Origin of the sequence: Arthrobacter sp. CC3, from assembly GCF_039907775.1 — a bacterium.
Classification (GTDB): domain Bacteria; phylum Actinomycetota; class Actinomycetes; order Actinomycetales; family Micrococcaceae; genus Arthrobacter.
Window position 1 is genome coordinate 146,273 of record NZ_JARCCY010000004.1, and the last position, 18,119, is coordinate 164,391.

The 18,119-nt window shown below is 62.8% G+C and carries 15 protein-coding genes and 1 pseudogene; 6 read left to right on the forward strand and 10 right to left on the reverse strand.

Going from position 1 to position 18,119, the window contains the following annotated elements; all coding sequences use genetic code 11:
• Both dnaJ and hrcA read right to left on the reverse strand, forming a co-directional pair.
• Positions 1 to 1,128 (reverse strand): molecular chaperone DnaJ, encoded by a 1,128-nt coding sequence (gene dnaJ / locus PV761_RS03875; RefSeq protein ID WP_028269153.1) that lies wholly within the window; start codon positions 1,126 to 1,128, stop codon positions 1 to 3.
• Between the two features lie 114 nt (positions 1,129 to 1,242).
• Positions 1,243 to 2,256 (reverse strand): heat-inducible transcriptional repressor HrcA, encoded by a 1,014-nt coding sequence (hrcA, locus tag PV761_RS03880; RefSeq protein ID WP_028269152.1) that lies wholly within the window; start codon positions 2,254 to 2,256, stop codon positions 1,243 to 1,245.
• Positions 2,257 to 2,502: 246 nt separating this feature from the next.
• Here hrcA and PV761_RS03885 point away from each other — a divergent pair, with 246 nt between their 5' ends.
• The gene (locus PV761_RS03885) at positions 2,503 to 3,354 is read left to right on the forward strand and encodes a DUF3097 domain-containing protein (protein ID WP_347894539.1); all 852 of its coding nucleotides are present in this window, start codon (positions 2,503 to 2,505) and stop codon (positions 3,352 to 3,354) included.
• 145 nt (positions 3,355 to 3,499) lie between these two features.
• Positions 3,500 to 3,919: a DUF4870 domain-containing protein gene (locus PV761_RS03890; protein WP_028269150.1), complete on the forward strand. Its 420-nt coding sequence runs from the start codon at positions 3,500 to 3,502 to the stop codon at positions 3,917 to 3,919.
• 69 nt (positions 3,920 to 3,988) lie between these two features.
• On the opposite strand, the gene hemW is transcribed toward PV761_RS03890, so the two are convergent.
• Together hemW and lepA are read right to left on the reverse strand one after the other, a co-directional pair.
• The gene (gene hemW, locus PV761_RS03895; protein ID WP_347894541.1) at positions 3,989 to 5,218 is read right to left on the reverse strand and encodes a radical SAM family heme chaperone HemW; all 1,230 of its coding nucleotides are present in this window, start codon (positions 5,216 to 5,218) and stop codon (positions 3,989 to 3,991) included.
• A gap of 25 nt (positions 5,219 to 5,243) precedes the next feature.
• On the reverse strand, positions 5,244 to 7,100 hold the full coding sequence (gene lepA, locus PV761_RS03900) for a translation elongation factor 4 (protein WP_347894543.1): 1,857 nt from the start codon (positions 7,098 to 7,100) through the stop codon (positions 5,244 to 5,246).
• Positions 7,101 to 7,277: 177 nt separating this feature from the next.
• On the opposite strand from lepA, the gene PV761_RS03905 reads away from it, so the two are divergent.
• Both PV761_RS03905 and rpsT read left to right on the forward strand, forming a co-directional pair.
• A complete protein-coding gene (locus PV761_RS03905; protein ID WP_347894545.1) occupies positions 7,278 to 7,859 on the forward strand; it encodes a type II toxin-antitoxin system PemK/MazF family toxin in 582 nt (193 codons plus the stop codon).
• 184 nt (positions 7,860 to 8,043) lie between these two features.
• On the forward strand, positions 8,044 to 8,304 hold the full coding sequence (gene rpsT / locus PV761_RS03910) for a 30S ribosomal protein S20 (protein WP_011692086.1): 261 nt from the start codon (positions 8,044 to 8,046) through the stop codon (positions 8,302 to 8,304).
• 138 nt (positions 8,305 to 8,442) lie between these two features.
• On the opposite strand, the gene holA is transcribed toward rpsT, so the two are convergent.
• Together holA and PV761_RS03920 are read right to left on the reverse strand one after the other, a co-directional pair.
• Entirely contained in the window at positions 8,443 to 9,456 is a 1,014-nt protein-coding gene (gene holA / locus PV761_RS03915; RefSeq protein WP_347894548.1) for a DNA polymerase III subunit delta, read from the reverse strand.
• A pseudogene (locus tag PV761_RS03920) lies at positions 9,390 to 10,307 on the reverse strand (ComEC/Rec2 family competence protein); the annotation flags it as partial. The pseudogene PV761_RS03920 and the gene holA, both read right to left, overlap by 67 nt.
• 230 nt (positions 10,308 to 10,537) lie before the next feature.
• Between PV761_RS03920 and PV761_RS03925 the strand changes: the two are divergent.
• Positions 10,538 to 11,479 (forward strand): abortive infection family protein, encoded by a 942-nt coding sequence (locus PV761_RS03925; RefSeq protein ID WP_347894550.1) that lies wholly within the window; start codon positions 10,538 to 10,540, stop codon positions 11,477 to 11,479.
• Positions 11,480 to 11,618: 139 nt separating this feature from the next.
• On the opposite strand, the gene PV761_RS03930 is transcribed toward PV761_RS03925, so the two are convergent.
• The 3 genes from PV761_RS03930 to PV761_RS03940 form a co-directional block, all read right to left on the reverse strand.
• Entirely contained in the window at positions 11,619 to 15,662 is a 4,044-nt protein-coding gene (locus PV761_RS03930) for an SIR2 family protein (RefSeq protein ID WP_347894552.1), read from the reverse strand.
• 202 nt (positions 15,663 to 15,864) lie between these two features.
• On the reverse strand, positions 15,865 to 16,149 hold the full coding sequence (locus PV761_RS03935) for a hypothetical protein (RefSeq protein ID WP_347894554.1): 285 nt from the start codon (positions 16,147 to 16,149) through the stop codon (positions 15,865 to 15,867).
• A gap of 278 nt (positions 16,150 to 16,427) precedes the next feature.
• Positions 16,428 to 16,682 carry a helix-turn-helix domain-containing protein gene (locus PV761_RS03940; protein WP_347894556.1) on the reverse strand — a complete coding sequence of 85 codons (255 nt, stop codon included), beginning with the start codon at positions 16,680 to 16,682 and terminating at the stop codon, positions 16,428 to 16,430.
• A 542-nt stretch (positions 16,683 to 17,224) separates the two neighbouring features.
• Between PV761_RS03940 and PV761_RS03945 the strand changes: the two genes are divergently transcribed.
• The gene (locus PV761_RS03945; RefSeq protein ID WP_347894558.1) at positions 17,225 to 17,866 is read left to right on the forward strand and encodes a hypothetical protein; all 642 of its coding nucleotides are present in this window, start codon (positions 17,225 to 17,227) and stop codon (positions 17,864 to 17,866) included.
• Here PV761_RS03945 and PV761_RS03950 read toward each other — a convergent pair whose 3' ends face one another.
• Positions 17,867 to 18,007, reverse strand: a complete 141-nt coding sequence (locus PV761_RS03950; protein WP_347894560.1) for a hypothetical protein — start codon at positions 18,005 to 18,007, stop codon at positions 17,867 to 17,869.
• Positions 18,008 to 18,119: the final 112 nt, after the last annotated feature.

Sequence of the window (18,119 nt, forward strand, 5' to 3'; positions counted from 1 at the left end):
CTACAGGTTACCGAGCCGGTCCCGCAGCTTGGCGAAGACACCGCCGCTGGCGGAGAGTTTCCCTTCGGTGTACTGCTCGCCACGGAGTTTCGCGAGCTGGCGCAGCAGGTCTTCCTGCGCGGCATCAAGCTTGGCCGGAGTCTCGACCTGGAGGTGGACTTTCAGGTCGCCGCGGCCGTAGCCCCGGAGGTGGGTCACGCCGAGGCCGCGAAGGGTGATGACTTCGCCGGACTGGGTACCCGCCTTGACGTCGATCTCCTGCTGGCCGTCGAAGGTGTCCAGGCTCAGTTCGGTGCCAAGGGCTGCTGCAGTCATCGGGATGTGCAGGGTCGCGTGGAGGTCATCGCCGTCGCGTACGTAGGTGGCGTCATTGTTGACCCGGATCTCCACGTAGAGGTCGCCAGAAGGTCCGCCGGCGGGTCCGGCTTCGCCCTGGCCGCCCAGCTGGATCCGGGTTCCGGTGGCCACGCCGGCAGGGACCTTGACGGTCAGCGAACGCCGGCTGCGGATGCGGCCCTGCCCGTTGCACTCGTTGCAGGGATCCTTGATGACGGTTCCGAAGCCCTCGCAGGAGCCGCAGGGCGCCGCGGTCATGACCTGGCCCAGGATGGAACGGACGGCCCGCTGGACCTGGCCGCTGCCACCGCAGATGTCACAGCGGACGGGGTGGGTCCCGGGCTGGCAGCAGGAGCCTTCACAGGTGGGGCACGTTACGGCCGTGTCCACTTCGAGCTTCTTGTTGACGCCGAAGACGGCGTCGCGGAGGTCGATGCGGACGCTGATGAGGGCATCCTGCCCGCGGCGGACGCGCGAGGCAGGTCCGGACGAGCCGCCCGCACCGAAGAAGGTGTCGAAAATGTCCTGGAAGGCGAAACCCTGCCCCGAGTAGCCGGCGCCGCCGAAACCGTTGTCAGTGCCGTTCTCGTTGCCGGTGGTGTCGTAGACGCGGCGCTTCTGCGGATCGGACAGCACTTCATAGGCGTGCGTGACAGCCTTGAAGCGGTCCGAGGCATCCTCCCCGGGGTTCACGTCCGGGTGCAACGTGCGCGCAAGCTTTCGGTAGGCCTTCTTGATCTCTTCGCCCGTCGCTTCGGGTGAGACTCCAAGAACGTCGTAGTGGCTGCTCAAAGTTCGTATCTCTTCCTGGTTGTACTGCCTGTAATGCCTTGGGTGGTGCCTATGATGCTGCTGCCGCCCCCGGAAGCCGGGACACGGAAGCCTGGTTGGCTGATGAAGGGCCGGTCAAGGCCCGAGGATCCTGGAAAGGTAGCGTGCCACGGCACGGACCGCGGCCATGGTGGTGGGATAGTCCATCCGGGTGGGCCCAAGTACGCCCACCTTGGCACTGGAACCGGGCCCGTAGCCCGTGGCCACCACCGAGGCTTCCGCGAGGCCGTCGTAGGGATTCTCCCGGCCGATGCTGACGGTCACGCCGCGGGGGTCCTGCGCCATCTCGCTGAGCAGGCGGAGCATGACCACCTGTTCCTCAAGCGCCTCGAGGACCGGGCCGATGCTCAGCGGGAAGTCAACGTTGGACCGCGCGAGGTTGGCGGTGCCAGCCATGACCATCCGTTCTTCGCGGGTACTGCTGGCCAGGGCATCCAGGCCGCGGGCCAGCGCCTGGGCGGCGTGCCGGCGTGCCGGTTCACAGCTTGCGACGACGGCGGGCAGCGCTTGCGGGAGCAGGCTCAGCGGTGTCCCCGCCAGGCTCTTCAGGAACCGTGTGCGGAGGCCTGCGACGGCCTCGTCGCTGAGCTCCTGGCCGACGTCGATGACCCGTTGTTCGACCTTTCCGGTGTCCGCAATCAAGACAGCGAGGACCTGGCGCGGCGCCAGCAGCACAAACTCGATGTGCCGCACCATGGCACGGCTGAGGTGCGGATACTGCACCACGGCCACCTGGTTGGTCAGCTGCGACAGCAGCCGCACGGTACGCTCCAGGACGTCGTCCAGGTCGTCCGAACCTTCGAGCAGCGTCTGGATGGCCCGGCGTTCGGCCTGCGACAGCGGCTTGACGGCGGAAATCTGGTCGACGAAGAGCCGGTAGCCCTTGTCAGTGGGGATCCTCCCCGCGCTGGTGTGCGGCGCCGTGATCAGGCCCTCATCTTCCAGGGCCGCCATGTCATTGCGGATGGTGGCGCTGGAGACTCCCAGATGGTGTCTCTCCACCAGGGCTTTGGAGCCCACAGGTTCGCGGGAATGGACGTAGTCCTCCACGATGGCGCGCAGTACTTCTAGCTTGCGTGGTTCGCTCATTCTCCACCTCCGATCGGCTTAACCCGGGCCGCGGACCGGCTTTTTCGCCTGCCAGATCCCGTCTACCGTTAGCACTCGTCATGTCTAAGTGCTAACCAGTCTAATATGAGTCGCCGCGTTGTTAGCATTGGTACCGCTCCGGGCGAAACTCCGGAGCGGTACGGGACAGGCACGTCCGTGAAGCCACGGCGCCCCTGTTTCACTTCTCCTGTTTCACATTTTCTAGCGCAAGGTTGTGTCTACCCGATGTCGTACCAGAACTGGGGCCCGCAGGACATCACGGCTCCCCGGAAAGCCGAACTTCCCGAAGTGCCGGTTGAACGCGGCATGGTGCTGGAAGACGTGCAGTCCGGCTGGGTGGGCGCTGTCACCAGGGTGGAAAAGTCGGGCGGCATGCACGTTGTGGCATTGGAGGACCGGCGCGGCAAGTCCCGCACGTTCCGCCTCGGCTACGGATTCCTCCTGGAGGGCCTGCCGATCCGGCTGATGCCCCCGGCCCCGCGCGCCCAGGCCGCCTCCGCCGCATCCGGCAGGACCGCCTCCGGATCCGTGCGGGTGGCGGGCCAGCGCGCCCAGGTGGCCAAGGCCAGCCGCATCTGGGTGGAAGGCAAGCACGACGCCGAACTTGTGGAAAAAGTCTGGGGTGACGACCTCAGGGTGGAGGGCATCGTCGTCGAGCCCTTGCACGGCATTGACGATCTCACGGCGGCGGTTGCAGCATTCCGGCCGGGTCCGGGCCGCCGGCTGGGAGTGCTGGTGGACCACCTGGTTGCCAACTCGAAGGAATCACGGATCGCCGATGCCGTGATGGCGTCGCCCGGCGCCGCGGGCAACGTCCTGATCGTGGGCCATCCCTACGTGGACGTGTGGCAGGCAATCCGGCCGGCAGTGCTCGGCATTGACGCCTGGCCGGTCATTCCGCGGGGCGTGGACTGGAAGACCGGGATCCTGACTGCCTTCGGCTGGCCGCACGAGACCAAGGAAGACATCGGCCTGGGCTGGCAGAAGCTGCTGGGGGCGGTACGCACTTACGCCGACCTGGAACCGTCCCTGCTGGGCCGTGTGGAAGAGGTCATCGACTTCCTCACCGTGCCCTAGGCAGAAGTTAGCAGCGCCCCGGGCGGAAGTCGAACTCTCCGAATGCACCCGTGAACCAGTATTCTTGATACGGCGGTTGTTGCTCCTGTGGCAGCGTCCGCTTTTCCGGGAACCACCGCACCACTGCAATCCGAAGGACGACACCTTGGCAGAAGACGCACGTGAACAACGGGACAACCAGGCCGGCCATGGCCAGCCCCAGTATCATGGTGTCCCCGCCAACGCCCTGCCGCTGACGGCCAACGAGGACCGGCAGTGGGCTACCCTCGCGCACTTCGGCGGCATCCTTGGGTGCGTCCCGTCGCTGTTGATCTACCTGATCTTCAAGGACCGCGGACCGTTCACGGCGCAGGAATCGAAGGAAGCGCTGAACTTCACCCTGCCTCCCACAATCGCTGCAGTCATCTGCAACATCCTGGTGCTGCTGCCGGTGGTGGGCAACATCTTCGCGGTGCTGGCCACTCTGATTTGGATCGCCGTGACGTGCTTCTCCGTTGCTGCCGGAATCCATGTGAACCGGGGCCAGCCGCACCGCTACGACTTCAACCTGCGCTGGATCAAGTAGCGGGCGCAACGCGATTGGCGGCGCCGAGCACCGGCGTCGCATCCGGCCGGGACAAACCCGGCCGGTAACTTAGTCGGGCAGGATCCTTCGCACCACGGCGTCGGCAAGCAGCCGGCCTTTCAAGGTGAGCACCAGCCGGCCGCGGAAGGCCGACGCGGGATCCACCAGGCCATCCGCGATCAGCCCGGCCACCGCGTGCTGTCCGGACTTTGCCAGCCAGGACACATCGAGTCCGGAACTGAGCCTGGCTTCGAGCATGACCCGCTCGACGTTCCGGGTTTCGGCGTCGAGCGTTTCGCGGCCCGCCGCCGGCGATACACCGCCGGAAAGCCGCCCCGCATAGGCCGTAGGGTGCTTGACGTTCCACCAGCGGACTCCGCCGACGTGTGAATGCGCACCGGGGCCGATCCCCCACCAGTCGTCACCACGCCAGTACGCCAGGTTGTGCCTGCACGCCTGCTCCGGCGTGCGCGCCCAGTTGCTGACCTCGTACCAGCCAAGGCCAGCGGCACTGATGAGTTCCTCGGCGATTTCGTACTTGTCGGCATGGTCGTCGTCGTCGATTCCTGGGACTTCGCCGCGGCGGATCTGGGCGGCCAATTTAGTGCCGTCCTCTACGATCAGCGCGTAGGCGCTGATATGGTCCGGTTCGTAGGACAGGGCGGTCTCAAGGGAATAGCGCCAGTCCGCCAGCGACTCCCCCGGAGTGCCGTAGATCAGGTCAAGGCTGACGGACAGTCCGGCGTCCCGGGCCCACTGCACCACCTGCGGCACCCTGCTGGGCGTGTGGGTGCGGTCCAGGACCTTCAGGACATGCGGCACGGCTGACTGCATCCCGAAGGACACGCGGGTGAAACCGGCATCAGCCAGTAACGTGAGGGACTCCGGGGTGACGGAATCCGGGTTGGCTTCGGTGGTGACTTCAGCGCCGGGCTCCAGCCCCCATTCGTTGACTGCTGCGGTTAGGATGCGGGCCAGGTCCTCGGCGGGCAGCAGAGTGGGCGTGCCGCCGCCGAAAAAGACGGTGCCCATCCGGCGGTCCGGCAGTCCGCTCGCCTTCAGGGCATGGGCGGCAAATTCAACCTCGGCAATGGCCGTGGACGCATAGGCGTCCTGGGACGCCCCGCCGCCGAGTTCGGTGGCCGTATAGGTGTTGAAGTCGCAGTACCCGCAACGCACGGCACAAAAGGGGATGTGGACGTACAGTCCAAATCCCCGCTGTGCAGCGCCGTCGGCGGCCTGCGCTGGCAGCAGGCCGTCCGACGGCGCGGGGTCACCCAGGGGCAGGACGCTGGGCATCAGCGGGTCCCCCGCTGCGCGTGGCTCACTTCTTCTTGGCCTTGTCCTTAGATTCGTCGGTGGTGAGGGCGGCGATGAACGCTTCCTGCGGCACCTCCACCGTGCCCACCATCTTCATGCGCTTCTTGCCCTCTTTTTGCTTCTCCAACAGCTTGCGCTTACGGGAAATATCGCCGCCGTAGCACTTGGCCAGGACGTCCTTGCGGATGGCACGGATGCTTTCACGGGCGATGATCCGGGAACCAATGGCAGCCTGGATCGGCACCTCGAACTGCTGGCGGGGAATGAGCTCACGCAGCTTGCCGGTCATCATCACACCGTAGGCGTAGGCCTTCTCCCGGTGGGTGATCGCACTGAAGGCGTCCACCTGTTCGCCCTGGAGCATGATGTCGACCTTCACAAGGTCGGCCACCTGGTCGCCGTCGGCCTTCCAGTCCAGCGAGCCGTAGCCGCGGGTCTTGGACTTGAGGATGTCGAAGAAATCGAAGACGATTTCGGCCAGCGGCAGTCGGTAGCGGATTTCCACCCGGTCCTCGGAGAGGTAGTCCATGCCGCCCATCACGCCGCGCCGGCTCTGGCACAGCTCCATGATGGCCCCGACGAACTCGTTCGGCGCCAGGATGGTGGCGGACACCATCGGCTCACGGACCTCCGCAACCTTGCCGGTGGGGTATTCGCTGGGGTTGGTCACGTGGACAACCTTCTTGTCCTCCAGCGTCACCTCGTACTCCACGTTGGGAGCAGTGGAAATCAGGTCCAGCTTGTACTCGCGTTCGAGGCGTTCACGGGTAATTTCCAGGTGCAGCAGGCCCAGGAAGCCGACGCGGAAGCCGAAGCCCAGCGCAGCCGACGTTTCCGGCTGGTACACCAGAGCGGCGTCGTTGAGCATGAGCTTCTCCAACGCGTCGCGGAGCACCGGGTAGTCGGTGCCGTCCAGCGGGTACAGGCCGGAGAAAACCATGGGCTTGGCGTCCGCATAGCCCGGGAGGGACTGGGAAGCAGGCTTGGCCAGGTTGGTGACGGTGTCGCCCACCTTGGACAGGCGGACGTCCTTCACACCGGTGATGAGGTAGCCCACTTCGCCGACGCCGAGGCCCTTGGACGGCGTGGGCTCCGGAGAGCTGACACCGATCTCAAGGAGTTCATGGGTGGCGCGGGTGGACATCATCTGGATGCGTTCGCGCGGGTGCAGCATGCCGTCGACCACCCGGACGTAGGTGACAACACCGCGGTAGGTGTCATAGACCGAGTCGAAGATCATGGCGCGGGCAGGGGCGTTCGGGTCACCCACTGGGGCGGGCAGGTCACGGACGATCTTGTCGAGCAGCACTTCGACGCCCATGCCGGTCTTGCCCGAAACACGCAGCACGTCGTCGGGGTCGCCGCCGATCAGGTTGGCGAGTTCCTCCGCGTACTTCTCGGGCTGGGCCGCGGGAAGGTCGATCTTGTTAAGGACCGGAATGATGGTGAGGTTGTTCTCCATCGCCAGGTACAGGTTGGCGAGGGTCTGGGCCTCGATGCCCTGGGCCGCGTCCACGAGCAGAACTGCACCTTCACAGGCAGCCAGGGAGCGGGACACCTCGTAGGTGAAGTCGACGTGGCCGGGGGTGTCGATCATGTTCAGGGCGTAGCTGGTGCCCTCAACTTCCCACGGCATGCGGACTGCCTGGGACTTGATGGTGATGCCGCGTTCACGTTCGATATCCATGCGGTCCAGATACTGGGCCTTCATGTCGCGGGACTGAACGACGCCGGTGTACTGCAACATGCGGTCAGCCAGAGTGGATTTACCGTGGTCAATGTGCGCAATGATGCAGAAGTTCCGGATGATGGCCGGATCTGTTGCGGCGGGCACCGGGGCGGTGCGGGCCATGGGAGACACGCAGGGTCCTTACTGTTGGCATTTCCGCGGCTGTGCTCAGGACAGCCGAAGCCGTCGCAGGACCTGCCGCACGTGAACTTATAGTGTCCCACGTCCTGCCGCCGCTCGGCGCATTGTTTGCGTGATCGGGGTGCGGAACGACGAAAAGTGCCGTCCCGGGCACCGTATCGTTGCAGGATGGCATTCAACCTCCGCTCCCTTGGCAACGCCGTCCGCACCGTGTTCCGCCTCCTGGAGGGACGGCCGGCCGACGACGGCACGGATCGCCGGCGCAAGCGCCCTGCCGGACCGGTCCGCCCGGCGCCGGCCCGCACCACGAAGCCGCCAGCGCAGCGAGAGACCGCCCCCGGCCTCACCGGGACCTACCCGGGTGATTTCACGGGCACCGCCACTGTCAGGTACGCCCCCTCCCCCAACGGCAAGCCGGAACCGGGTGAAGTGGTGTGGACGTGGGTCCCCTACGAAGAGGACCATTCCCAGGGCAAGGACCGGCCGGTGCTCCTGATCGGAAGCCGAGGACGCTACCTGCTGGGGCTCATGCTCACCAGCAAGGACCACGACCAGGACCGCAGGAATGACGAAAGCTACGTGGATATCGGCACAGGCAGCTGGGACCGGCAGCGCCGGCCCAGTGAAGCCAAACTGAACCGCATCATCCAGATCAGCGCAGCGGACATCCGCAGGGAGGGCGCGGTCCTGGACCGGAAGCGTTTCGACGGCGTCGCGTCTGCACTCCGCGAGTTTCACGGCTGGAGCTGATGAAAGCCCGGAGGGGTCGCGGGGGCAGCAGCATTGCAGGGCATCTGCTACTATTGACAGCTGTGTGTCCGTGCAGGTCGACGGCCACTGATGGTTGGCCGCCATAGGTATCCCCACGCCGCTCAGTCAATGGCCAATCTGAAAGCCCTCTAGACCATTTCCGCATTAAAAAGAGAGTTCACACGTGGCTAATATCAAGTCCCAGAAGAAGCGCATCCTCACCAACGAGAAGGCTCGCCTGCGCAACAACGCAGTCAAGTCCGAGCTGAAGACGGCCATCCGCGCCGTCAACACCGCCGTTGAGTCCACCGACAAGGATGCCGCTGCTGCTGCGCTGGTTGCTGCAAGCCGAAAGCTGGATAAGGCTGTCAGCAAGGGCGTTCTTCACAAGAACAACGCTGCAAACCGCAAGTCGGCGATCTCCAAGAAGGTCAACGCACTCTAAGGTTTTCCAGTTCAACTGAACTGATGATCGTGGCCGGCACCCCTCGCGGGTGCCGGCCACATCCATTTAACCTTTCGTAGCTCGCGAACCCGCTCCAGTTCACGCCCATGCACCTCGGCGGCGAGGGGTCCCCCAGGCCTAGTGGCGCACCGACGTCGCAATGACGGTGACCGCGTGTTCCACTGCGTACACCGGGTCCCGGGAAAGGCCTTTGACCTGCGCATCCGCTTCGGCTGTCACCTGGATGGAGCGGATCAGGCCCTCCGGCGTCCAGCGCCGGACGTCCCGCTGCGCCTGCTCCACCAGCCACGGCTGCATGCCGAGCTGCCGCGCAATCTGGGCCGAGGAACCGTGTGCGCCCGCAACCTTGGCTACCGTGCGGAGTTTGGCCGCCAGCGCAGCCACCAGTGGAACAGGGTCCGCACCTGTTGCCAGGGCGTGGCGAAGCGTGGAGAGGGCCAGCGGAGCGTTGCCGGCCAGCGCGGCGTCAGCAACTTTGAAGGCCGTCGCCTCGATCCGGCCGCCGTAGTAACGGTCCACCATGTCTGTATCAACAGCCGTGGCCGCGTCCGCGATGAGCTGGCTGCAGGCGGCGGCGAGTTCCGACAGGTTGGCGCCCACCGCGTTGACGAGGGCGTGAACGGCCTCCGGCTCAATACGGCGCCCGGCCGCCTTGAATTCGGACTGCACGAACGCCGACTTGTCCGCGTCCTTTTTCAGGGGCTGGCAATCGACCACGGGCCAGCTGGCAGACTTGATGGCGTCCAGGAGTTTCTTGCCCCTGACTCCACCGCCGTGGCGGACTACCAGCACGGCGTCCGGTTCCGGGTCCGCCAGGTATTTGAGGGCGTCCGCGAGGAAGGCGTCATTCATGGCTTCAGCGGACTCCACCTCAATGAGCTTGGATTCCCCGAACAGCGAAGGGCTGACGTTCATGGCGAGGGCCCCGGGTTCGTAGCTGCCTGCGTTGAGCCTGGTGATTTCGACGTCCGGCTGGGCTGCGCGGACCTGCGACCTGACCCGGTCCATGGCACGGATGCCGAGGTATTCCTCGGGTCCGCCGATCAGCACGACACTTGCCGGAGTTACATCGCGCCAGGTGGCCGTCGCTGACGTCGCCGGTTTGGATCGTGCTTTTTGCGCAACGGCCACTCTTGGTTCCTCCCGGAATTCCGATTAATACCTCTAAGGCTCCCACGGCTGCGGCGCTCATCCAAGCCGGTGAACGCCGGCACCAGATCCAGCAGGTCGATGGTCCTTCGGTGCGCCGCCAGGACCAGTGTGCCCACGGCCTGCGGGTGCAGAATGAGCCAGAGGAACAGCACGGTGCAGACGGACAGGGACACCATGGTGGCCGCGCCGAACGGCCCCTCCGGCCATGGCAGGGCAGCGCCGGGCAGGGCAGCGAAGAACCGGGCGACGGCGGCGACTCCGGCCGCACAGCCGCCCGCAACCCCCAGGGGAACATTGGCCGCCCATGGCGCGATGGGCACCAGCGGAACGGCCGCGGTACCGAGGATGGTGACCGGAGCCACGAGCGGCGCGGCCACCATATTTGCCACTAGGGCGTAGGAGGAAAACTGGGGCTGCAGCAGGACGATGACCGGCCCGCAGAAGAGCTGGGCGGAAAGCGGTACCGCCAGGCCGGCGGCGAGCCAGCGCGGGACAGCCGGCGGCAGCCATTCCATGATCCGCGGCCCGGCAAGCACGATGCCGAGCGTGGCCAGCACCGATAGCAGGAAGCTGAAACTGGTCCCGAGTGCCGGATCTGCCATGAGGAGTCCGATCACCGCCAGGCAAAGGAAACTGAGCCCGCGGCCGGCCCGGCCTCCGGACAGGGAGACGATCCCGATCGCCCCCATCAGTGCGGCCCGGAGGACACTGGCATCCGGACCCACCATCAGGACGAACAACGCCAGTCCGGTGAGCGCGGCCCCCGCAGCGGGACCCCGGGGCAGTCGAACACTCCGCGCGGCCAGCAACAGCGCCCCCAGGATGAGGCTGCAGTTGGCCCCGGTGAATGTTAAAACAGGAGGTGGGTCACCTTGGAGCGGCGTTTTCGCTGGTCAACGGCGTCTCCGTGCTATCCAATGAGGGAACCGGCGCGAACATAAACCTATCGTCCGGGTTGTGTGTGGACGGGCGATCAGGCCCGGCGGAGCCCACCTGCGACTCGTCAGCAGTCACCGCCGCGCCGCGCAAGGATCAAGCCTCACACACATATCATCGTCGTATGGCCACACCCCAGCATCGGATCTCACAAGTAACGCGTCGCAAGATCGCGGATTCGATCGCACTGGCCCCGTTCCCCTGGTGCGGCAATTTCGACGAGCCGGATTTTCTTGCTCGGATCTACGACCTTCGAAGCATGCGAAGTACCGACCCCCGGTACACCAACGCGTATGACGACATCTACCAGCATCAGGTGCGGAACTACGACTGGGGTGACGGATGGATCTTCACCGATCCGCGCTTCAATCTGCTCCATGTCGACGACGCCGAGTTCCTCAAGATGCTCGCCGAGATGATTCATCCGATCGTGCGACCCGACGAAGCGGAAGTTGCAGTCGTTCTCGCCAGCCTCAACGAGATGCTGCGGGTCGATGGTTACGAGCTGCACCCGATCGACTGGATCAGCGGGCACGCGGTATACAGCTGGGGGCGAATCGATTCATTCCACGGAGCATCGCCGGAGCTCAGGCTTCTTGAGCGTCCGCTGACGAATCCTGTGGTGTTGCAGGAGCATCTCACTCGCATCCGGAATGGGCTCGTGGTCGACCCCGCCGCATCGATCTCTGCCTGCAAGAGTCTTCTGGAGAGCCTGTTCAGAATCATTCTCGATCAAAATTCAGTCGCCTATCCGAAGAGCGATGATGTGCCGCAGCTTTACCGGAAGGTCGCGGATTTGCTTGCGCTGAGTGCTGAATCCGTCCCCGCGTCGGCTCGCGGAAGCGAGTCGTCACAGAAGATCCTACGAACCCTCGTAACGACCGTGGGCACGCTTGCGGAACTGCGCAACGAGCTGGGTATCGATCATGGCAAATCCGAACGCAGCGCCGCGCTGGCGCGGCACGCCAGGCTAGCGCTGAACGCGACCGTCACCGTCGCCGAGTTCGTCCTCGACACTTGGCAGGCGAGAATTGAGTTGGGTCAGTTGGTTGCCCCCGGGAACTAAGCGTTCCTGAGGGCGGACGGGCGTACCCGTCGAAGATGACCGGCTCCGGCCGGACTGCCACTTACCTTGGCATATGCCTTCCGGGATACGGCTGGTTACAATCGACCTTGCGCTCGCTGGCGTCCTCAGCGGCCGACTGTCAGTGCACCAGGGCAGCAACGGAGGCGGAAAGTTCTTGGCCATCCACCGTCAATTCCTGGGCCATTTTTTCGATCAGCGTATCCAGAGCCACGCGCTTTTGGTAGAACAAAAATGCAGCCCCGGGAATTTTCTCATCCGAAATGAGCAGATCGTAGTAGCTTTCGACTTCCGCCCCTGCGCAGCGGTCAAGTGCCCTCATGGCCGTCTCGAGCTCATGGATTTCGGCTCCTTCAACCAGCGACCGCCGTATGACTTCAAAGAGTACTGGAGCCGAGGACGGGCATGACAGGTCTTGGACCCAAGGTCGGTAGGATCTGTGTCCAACTACTGCCAGAAGGGACTCAGTCGTCGCGGTATTCAAGGTTAGAAGCTTTGCCTCGGCTTCGCAGTCTCCGAGCTTCACGAGTGCGGGGAAAATCCATTGTCCGTCGGCCTCCCGAAGCATGTTCCGTAGGGCCTCTTTGTCGCAGTTCCCCGCTAGCTTCTGAAGCAGATCTTCTTTCCATTCAAATGGTGCATCGCAGGCGGAAATAGCGTTGAAGATGCTCGCTGTGAGCGGCCGACTGTTTTCGTCTGCAATTCTGGCTAGATTCGCTGCTGTCAGGCGAGGCCACTGTTCCACGACTTGGCCGAGTGCCTTCCACGATTCCTGACTGGATTGCCTCCTTATCCAAGATATTCCGGCGCTTTCTCCGCGTTCTAGCTCAAACCTCGTCGCTGCTGGCCATTGGTCAGGGGGCAACTTCACATCCAAGTACGCGGCCCATCGGGAAAGCCTGGACCACGCAGAGTCAAACCTGTCATGAGAGGGCGCTGGGGCATATCGGGGAGTCCCTATGGCACGCAGCAGCTCATCTTCTACCCACCCCTTGATGACTGATAGTTCAGATGATGCCCAATCCGCGTCGTCAGACGGGCTGTCTCTCAGCACCTGCGCCTTATCGCCGGCACGGACGAGTTCACGGAGCGTTGGGCTTTCGTCTTTCGCAGGTTCGGGGGCGGCCAATTCGCCGTCCACAGATGTACGTCTTTGAAGAACTTCCGTGGCATGATCCAACACATGGCTTCGCGACGCCGCATTCACGGCTCCTTCGGTGTAGTCGTCCGCCAGTTCCAGCATAAGTTGCTTTAGTTCGTCGGTGGAGAGCCCGTTCACAAGCCAGAAGAACTCAAAGTCGATGCGGGCCGAGAGTGGTACCTTGAGCCATTCCCGGATTACCACCATTGGGCGCTGCCTTAGGACCGCGGTCATCTCGATGTCATTCGACGTTGCATCAGGCAACTCCACGAAGATTCGCGCCAATGTTGCCAGCTCTTCGTCCGTCCAGGAGTTTGCTGCCCCAAACCTCTCGCCGGCGACAGTTGAGTCCAACAAGGGGCGCATGCGCAAAATGTCATCCTCCACGAGTTCGAGCGATCGTCCTCGTCCTATTCTCGGGAAGAGGTCACCCAGGGCTCGCGGCCGAAGAGCGTCAGGCGCGCGAGTCGCTAGAGCAATTGCTTGCTCATCTGTTTCCGCCAAGTCAATGGCGCATCCGATGAGCGTTTCCCGTGCTGTCTCGTCTGGATCCAAATATGCTTGCTCAGCCAGACGTGGAGACAGTCCATGAAGTTTCGCAACCAACGCGGACATGCCTGCCCGCCGCCGGACCACGGCATCGGGGTCAGCAACGAGGCGTAGCAGGATTTCAGGCAACTCCGGAACTGAGGCGGCGCTCAGCACGACGAGGGCGTTCCCCCGTTGGATCCTGCTAGCCGACGTTAGCGATCGCATGAGCTCCGCTTTAAATTCCTCAGGCAAACCGGATTGCGCCATTTTTTCCAACGCACTCTCGTCGTCCTGATACCGAGCCCCCTGGTTCCTGTCCAGCCAGACCTGTCGTTCCGAGTATGCCTTCCATATTGTCCACATTGCCCGATAGCGCTCTTCGCTATCCGCTGTAATCACTGCGGCCCGAGCGGCCAGCAACGGGTCGGCACCCTCAATTAACCTCCGCGCGGGCGACCCGGCCGAGGGATACAGCAGCCACAAGCTGTGCCTCCAGGATTCGCGGACTGAACGCCTTTCGGTGGTCCCTTCGTGGGGCAGGACCACGTACTTGGAGAGGAAAGCTAGTCCTCCATCTTCCATGGAGAGTATGGCCGAGGCTGCACGCGCCTCCTGAACGATGTTCGCTACAAAGCTGACCGAGGCTGGCTGAACAAGCAGTAAAGCCCGTTCCGCCAATTCGTTAAGAAAGTCGAGACTGGGATGGATGCCGTCTATTCCCCGGTGGAGCAAGGAATCAACTAGGTCGCCTAGCGGAATGGACACTTCATTCCGAGTTTCCATATATAGGGCGATACGATTAAGCCACAATTCCAACGCCTCCGGCCGCACCCCGACACGGGGATCGCCGTCACGGGTTGCCGTTGACAGGATCATAGACAGCGGTGTGAGATTCCCGCTTTGTGGAGAGTGGACACGGTCAACTATCGCCGAGGCGTAAATCGGGATACTGGCAAGCTCGCTGATACCAGGGGCGCGGCCCAGGAAGGCCTGCAATTCATGTCGTCGAACCGACCTGGATTCTCCGTATTGCTCCAGCCACTGGTTATCCGGCTTAAGAACGTAAGTCGCAAACCCATCCAGGCGGCTCGGAGTTGACGCCATCAGTCGAGTAGCCACGACGAACCTATGCTGAGGGTAAGCGCGCGAAACTGTTTCCAGAAACGCAATCAATGCTGAACGGCCCGTGGCCGGCACTTCATCAAGACCATCCAGCAGGAATACGTAGCTGCTCGTTTCGAGTGCGGCGATGTCGAGCTTCTCGACACGGTGGTAGGACTCTGCATCGTCCATTTCCCGGACAAAATTTGCTGCCAGGTCACCATCGGACCGGACCACTCCAAAGCTGCGCAGCCTCTTGTAGAGTGCCGGGCGGCTACATCTAAACCCAATCTGATGTAACTCCTGCGTTTTGCCGTAACCTCCACCCGCCATCAGAAGAAGGCGCGGTACGCGGGCATCCAAGGCATTTGCAGGCGTGTGGCCCGAGCTGTGGACTTTCCAGAGGTACCGTCCCTCGTTGACACCGTCGAAGCTGTCGACGCCGACAGGGACTTCTGCGACAGGCAAGGGCAGGTAGTTCGGGTCCCGTGCATCGCGAATTGTGGCTGCCGTAAACCTGCGTATCGCCCGGGACGGTCCGGCCAAAATGTTAGCCACTATGTCAACGGAGCGAAATCTCAGATCCAGGTCCTGTATGAAGACTGCCTGTACCCCAGCGTCCCGAAGGAGCTGAGCCTGACCCGGAATAGCCGCGTCCCCATTCTCGCTGACATGGGCGAGTAACAAGTGCTGCCGGTCAATACCTGACACTGAGCGTATGCGCGCTGCCCATCTCAAGTCTCGACGCAAATGCTGCTCAGTCGGGCTGAGGCTATGCCCGAGAAACAACAAGCGAAATTCGCTTCCCAGCGCCCGAGTTAACAGCTGCATGCGTTCATCTTCGAGCGCCGCGCTGTAGCTTTCGGGCGAGAGAACTATAGTGCTTGGATTGGTGACTACGCCATGAAGATGAACGACACGAAGAAATTCCCGCTCACTGCGCAAGGCCGTCGGGAGGTCATCGAGTGTGAGCGACACAACTTCGCGTCCCACCAGCCGGGCGGAGTGTTCGATTGCAAGGTCATAATTTGTCGTCAAGACGAGGCCTGTCTCCACTTTGGCTAAAGCCTGGAGGACAGGACTGGCCCTAACATTGCGAGACTCGACAAAAGTCGCAACTGTCTGTTGTAACCATGCTTCGCCGTGGCTTTCGGCAGCATCCCGGGCGATGTCAAAGAGCCCAGCATCCAGTGAGCTCGTGAGATTGCCTACATCGATTAGGTGCTGTGCCAATGCAGCACCAGACGGAGCGCCCGCCTCGATGCCGAGCCCAGCCCCGATCACAGGAACAACTTCCAGCCGTGAGGCTCCTAAATCGTTGAAGAAACTCGCGCAGTCAGAGCTATCCAGCTGCATTACAACAGCTTCACGTGCCTCAGCGTCGGCTTTCATTTCCCCTCGGGGCGCTAGTACTCATTTGCTATGTGGAAATCCATTCTGTCAGCCCCTGATTAAGATGTGGACCATTGGGCGCAAGCCAACCTATCTCGCTCCAACGGGCGTCGTTGACTGAACACACCTTGACTGAGAAGGCAGAAGGCAGCAAAGAGGTGATCTTGTCGCCACTCAAAACAAAGCAGACACCTCAGCGTTGTTACTGAGGCACGCTGAAGTAACTTTTTGGGTCGTCTGCACCCAGGAGGTCGTGATGGAACACGATGGCGTCCACCGGCCGCGTGTCCACAAACAAGACAGCCACCGTCCGGGAGTGCACCACGGTATAGCGGGTGCACTCCTCCACCCTGGAGTGGATTCCGGTGTACTCCTCGACGAACAAGCCGTCACCGAGCAGGCCCCGCACTTCCAGCAGGTCGTAGACAATATTCCAGCAGAAATCCATCAGCTCATGGATCGCCGCCTCCACCGTTGGTGCCGTCATAGAACCATGGTGCTCCCCAGCACTGACAGGATGACGCAGCTGCCCTGGCGTGTCTTCTCAGCAGGTGATTGCGTTTGAAATGCAGCCTTGCCCACTATGGACCTTATTGCATAAACACAGGCTGCCGTGACGGTGTACTTTTCGCAGGTCTTTTTACTTCAGCGAGGGTATGTATTCACGCACGCACCCGCTGCTGCCCCTTCCGGCGGATACGCCGTGGACAGGGCAGTGGGCAGTGGGCGGAGTACGGTTGACCGGTTGAGAGCGGCTAACACCGACTATTCGCTGTCCTGATCCCCGTCGTCTTCAATCTCCCCGGCGGCGATGCGTTCCGCGGTGCGCCGATATGCCTCACTGACATAGTCTTCGATGTCCTGGCGGCCGATGCGCCACAGGCCCCGGCCGCCCAACTGAAAGCCACGCAATTCGCCGCTCTTCAGCAGGCCGCGTACCAAGGGTTGGCCGATGTTCAGTTCCGTCGCTACCTGATCGATGGTCAGGAAGCGCGGAGAGGGCTTGTTCTCTTCGGGCATGGATCCATCGTATGTGTCCACACGTCCCGGTTCCGTAGGGCGGAACCGCAGCATGTGGATAACCGCGCCTGTCATCGTTGGATCTCGTTCGGCGACTTCCTGTCGGTGCCGACCGCAAATCGGAATAGTGTTATTCCTTCCGCCAGCGGGGTGGCAGCACATCTGACCGTTCCTTCGCCCTGAGGACGGTCTCAAACGGGGCACGAATGCCGCAGAATCGGGGCCGTTGCCCCCATCTGCCGGCACCGCTGGTCTGTGGCGTGTCTCAGAGGTCTTCCTGCGGCCCGGCCTGGCCTGTCGGCCCGGTGTTGCCCTGGTTGCTGCCGAATCCACCGGCGGTCCCCTGTCCGCCGCCCTATGAACTGCGTTGGGTTCGCTTCACTTTCGCATGTCGGACCCGAGGGAGGGGCCCGCTTCGTCGACTTCGGATTCGATCGGAGTGGAACAGGACACCATCCTCTATCCGTAGCGCCGGCGGCCCGCATAAGCTGTGCCATTGGCTTCAGGCATTCCTGCGTCATGCTGCGAAATTTGGGGGAACTATGGATGAAGTTCAGGGACCTGAGATGCCCGGGGTACAAGATGCCCCTGAAGCTCGAAAAGGCGACCGTGGTCGCATCATCATCATCTGCGTGGTGGCGGTTGTACTTGCGCTCGGGGGCGCTGGTTTTTTGGCGGCGAACCTCTCTACACAGGCCGAGCAGCGGGCGGAGGCGGAGGCATCTGCTGCATCGGCTTCAGCCGCAGCAGCCGCCGACGCTTCGGCATCCGCGGAGGCAAAAAGGACAGCTGATAACGCTGCCAGCGCGGCTCGTGCACGGGCACGCAGCGTTGCGGAGGAGGCGAGGAAGGCAGCGGAGCGGGCGGATAGCGAACTTAAGCAGATGGAAGCTCGAGGGTGGACGTCCGCAGGCAACCAGATGTACTTCCAATACCTCAGCGACTCCGAGTTCACCTGCGGAAGGTGGAAATGCACCTTCTTGGATGTCGTGTCAATGGCTCCGAACGGCTGCCCGGGGGGCATCTATGTGGCCGTGAGTATCGATAGAGGCGAGGGCTCTATCGGCTCCACGAACGAGATTACGGCGGGCTTGCCGACAGGAAAGGTCGCCCGAGTGAAACTGGAGGACACCAGCAATCAGGGTGACGGTTTTCAAATCACCAAGATGAACTGCCATATGTGACTACGGGGTATTGAGGATCTGGAGGCCCTGCCAGCCCGCGCGTACGTGGCTTCGCGGTGGGCTTTGCCCGGTCTCGCAGGCGTCGGCTTCGACGGTGATGATTCTGGTTTCCCTAAGCCAGACGATGGCGGTGAGCCTCATGGCGGTCCTGATTCAGTGTTAAAGGTCGGAGTTGCAGACCTTCGCTTTGTTCGCTCAGCATACTTTGAGGCTCTGACACTCCGTCGCCGAGGCCGCCCGAGCGTTTCCAAGG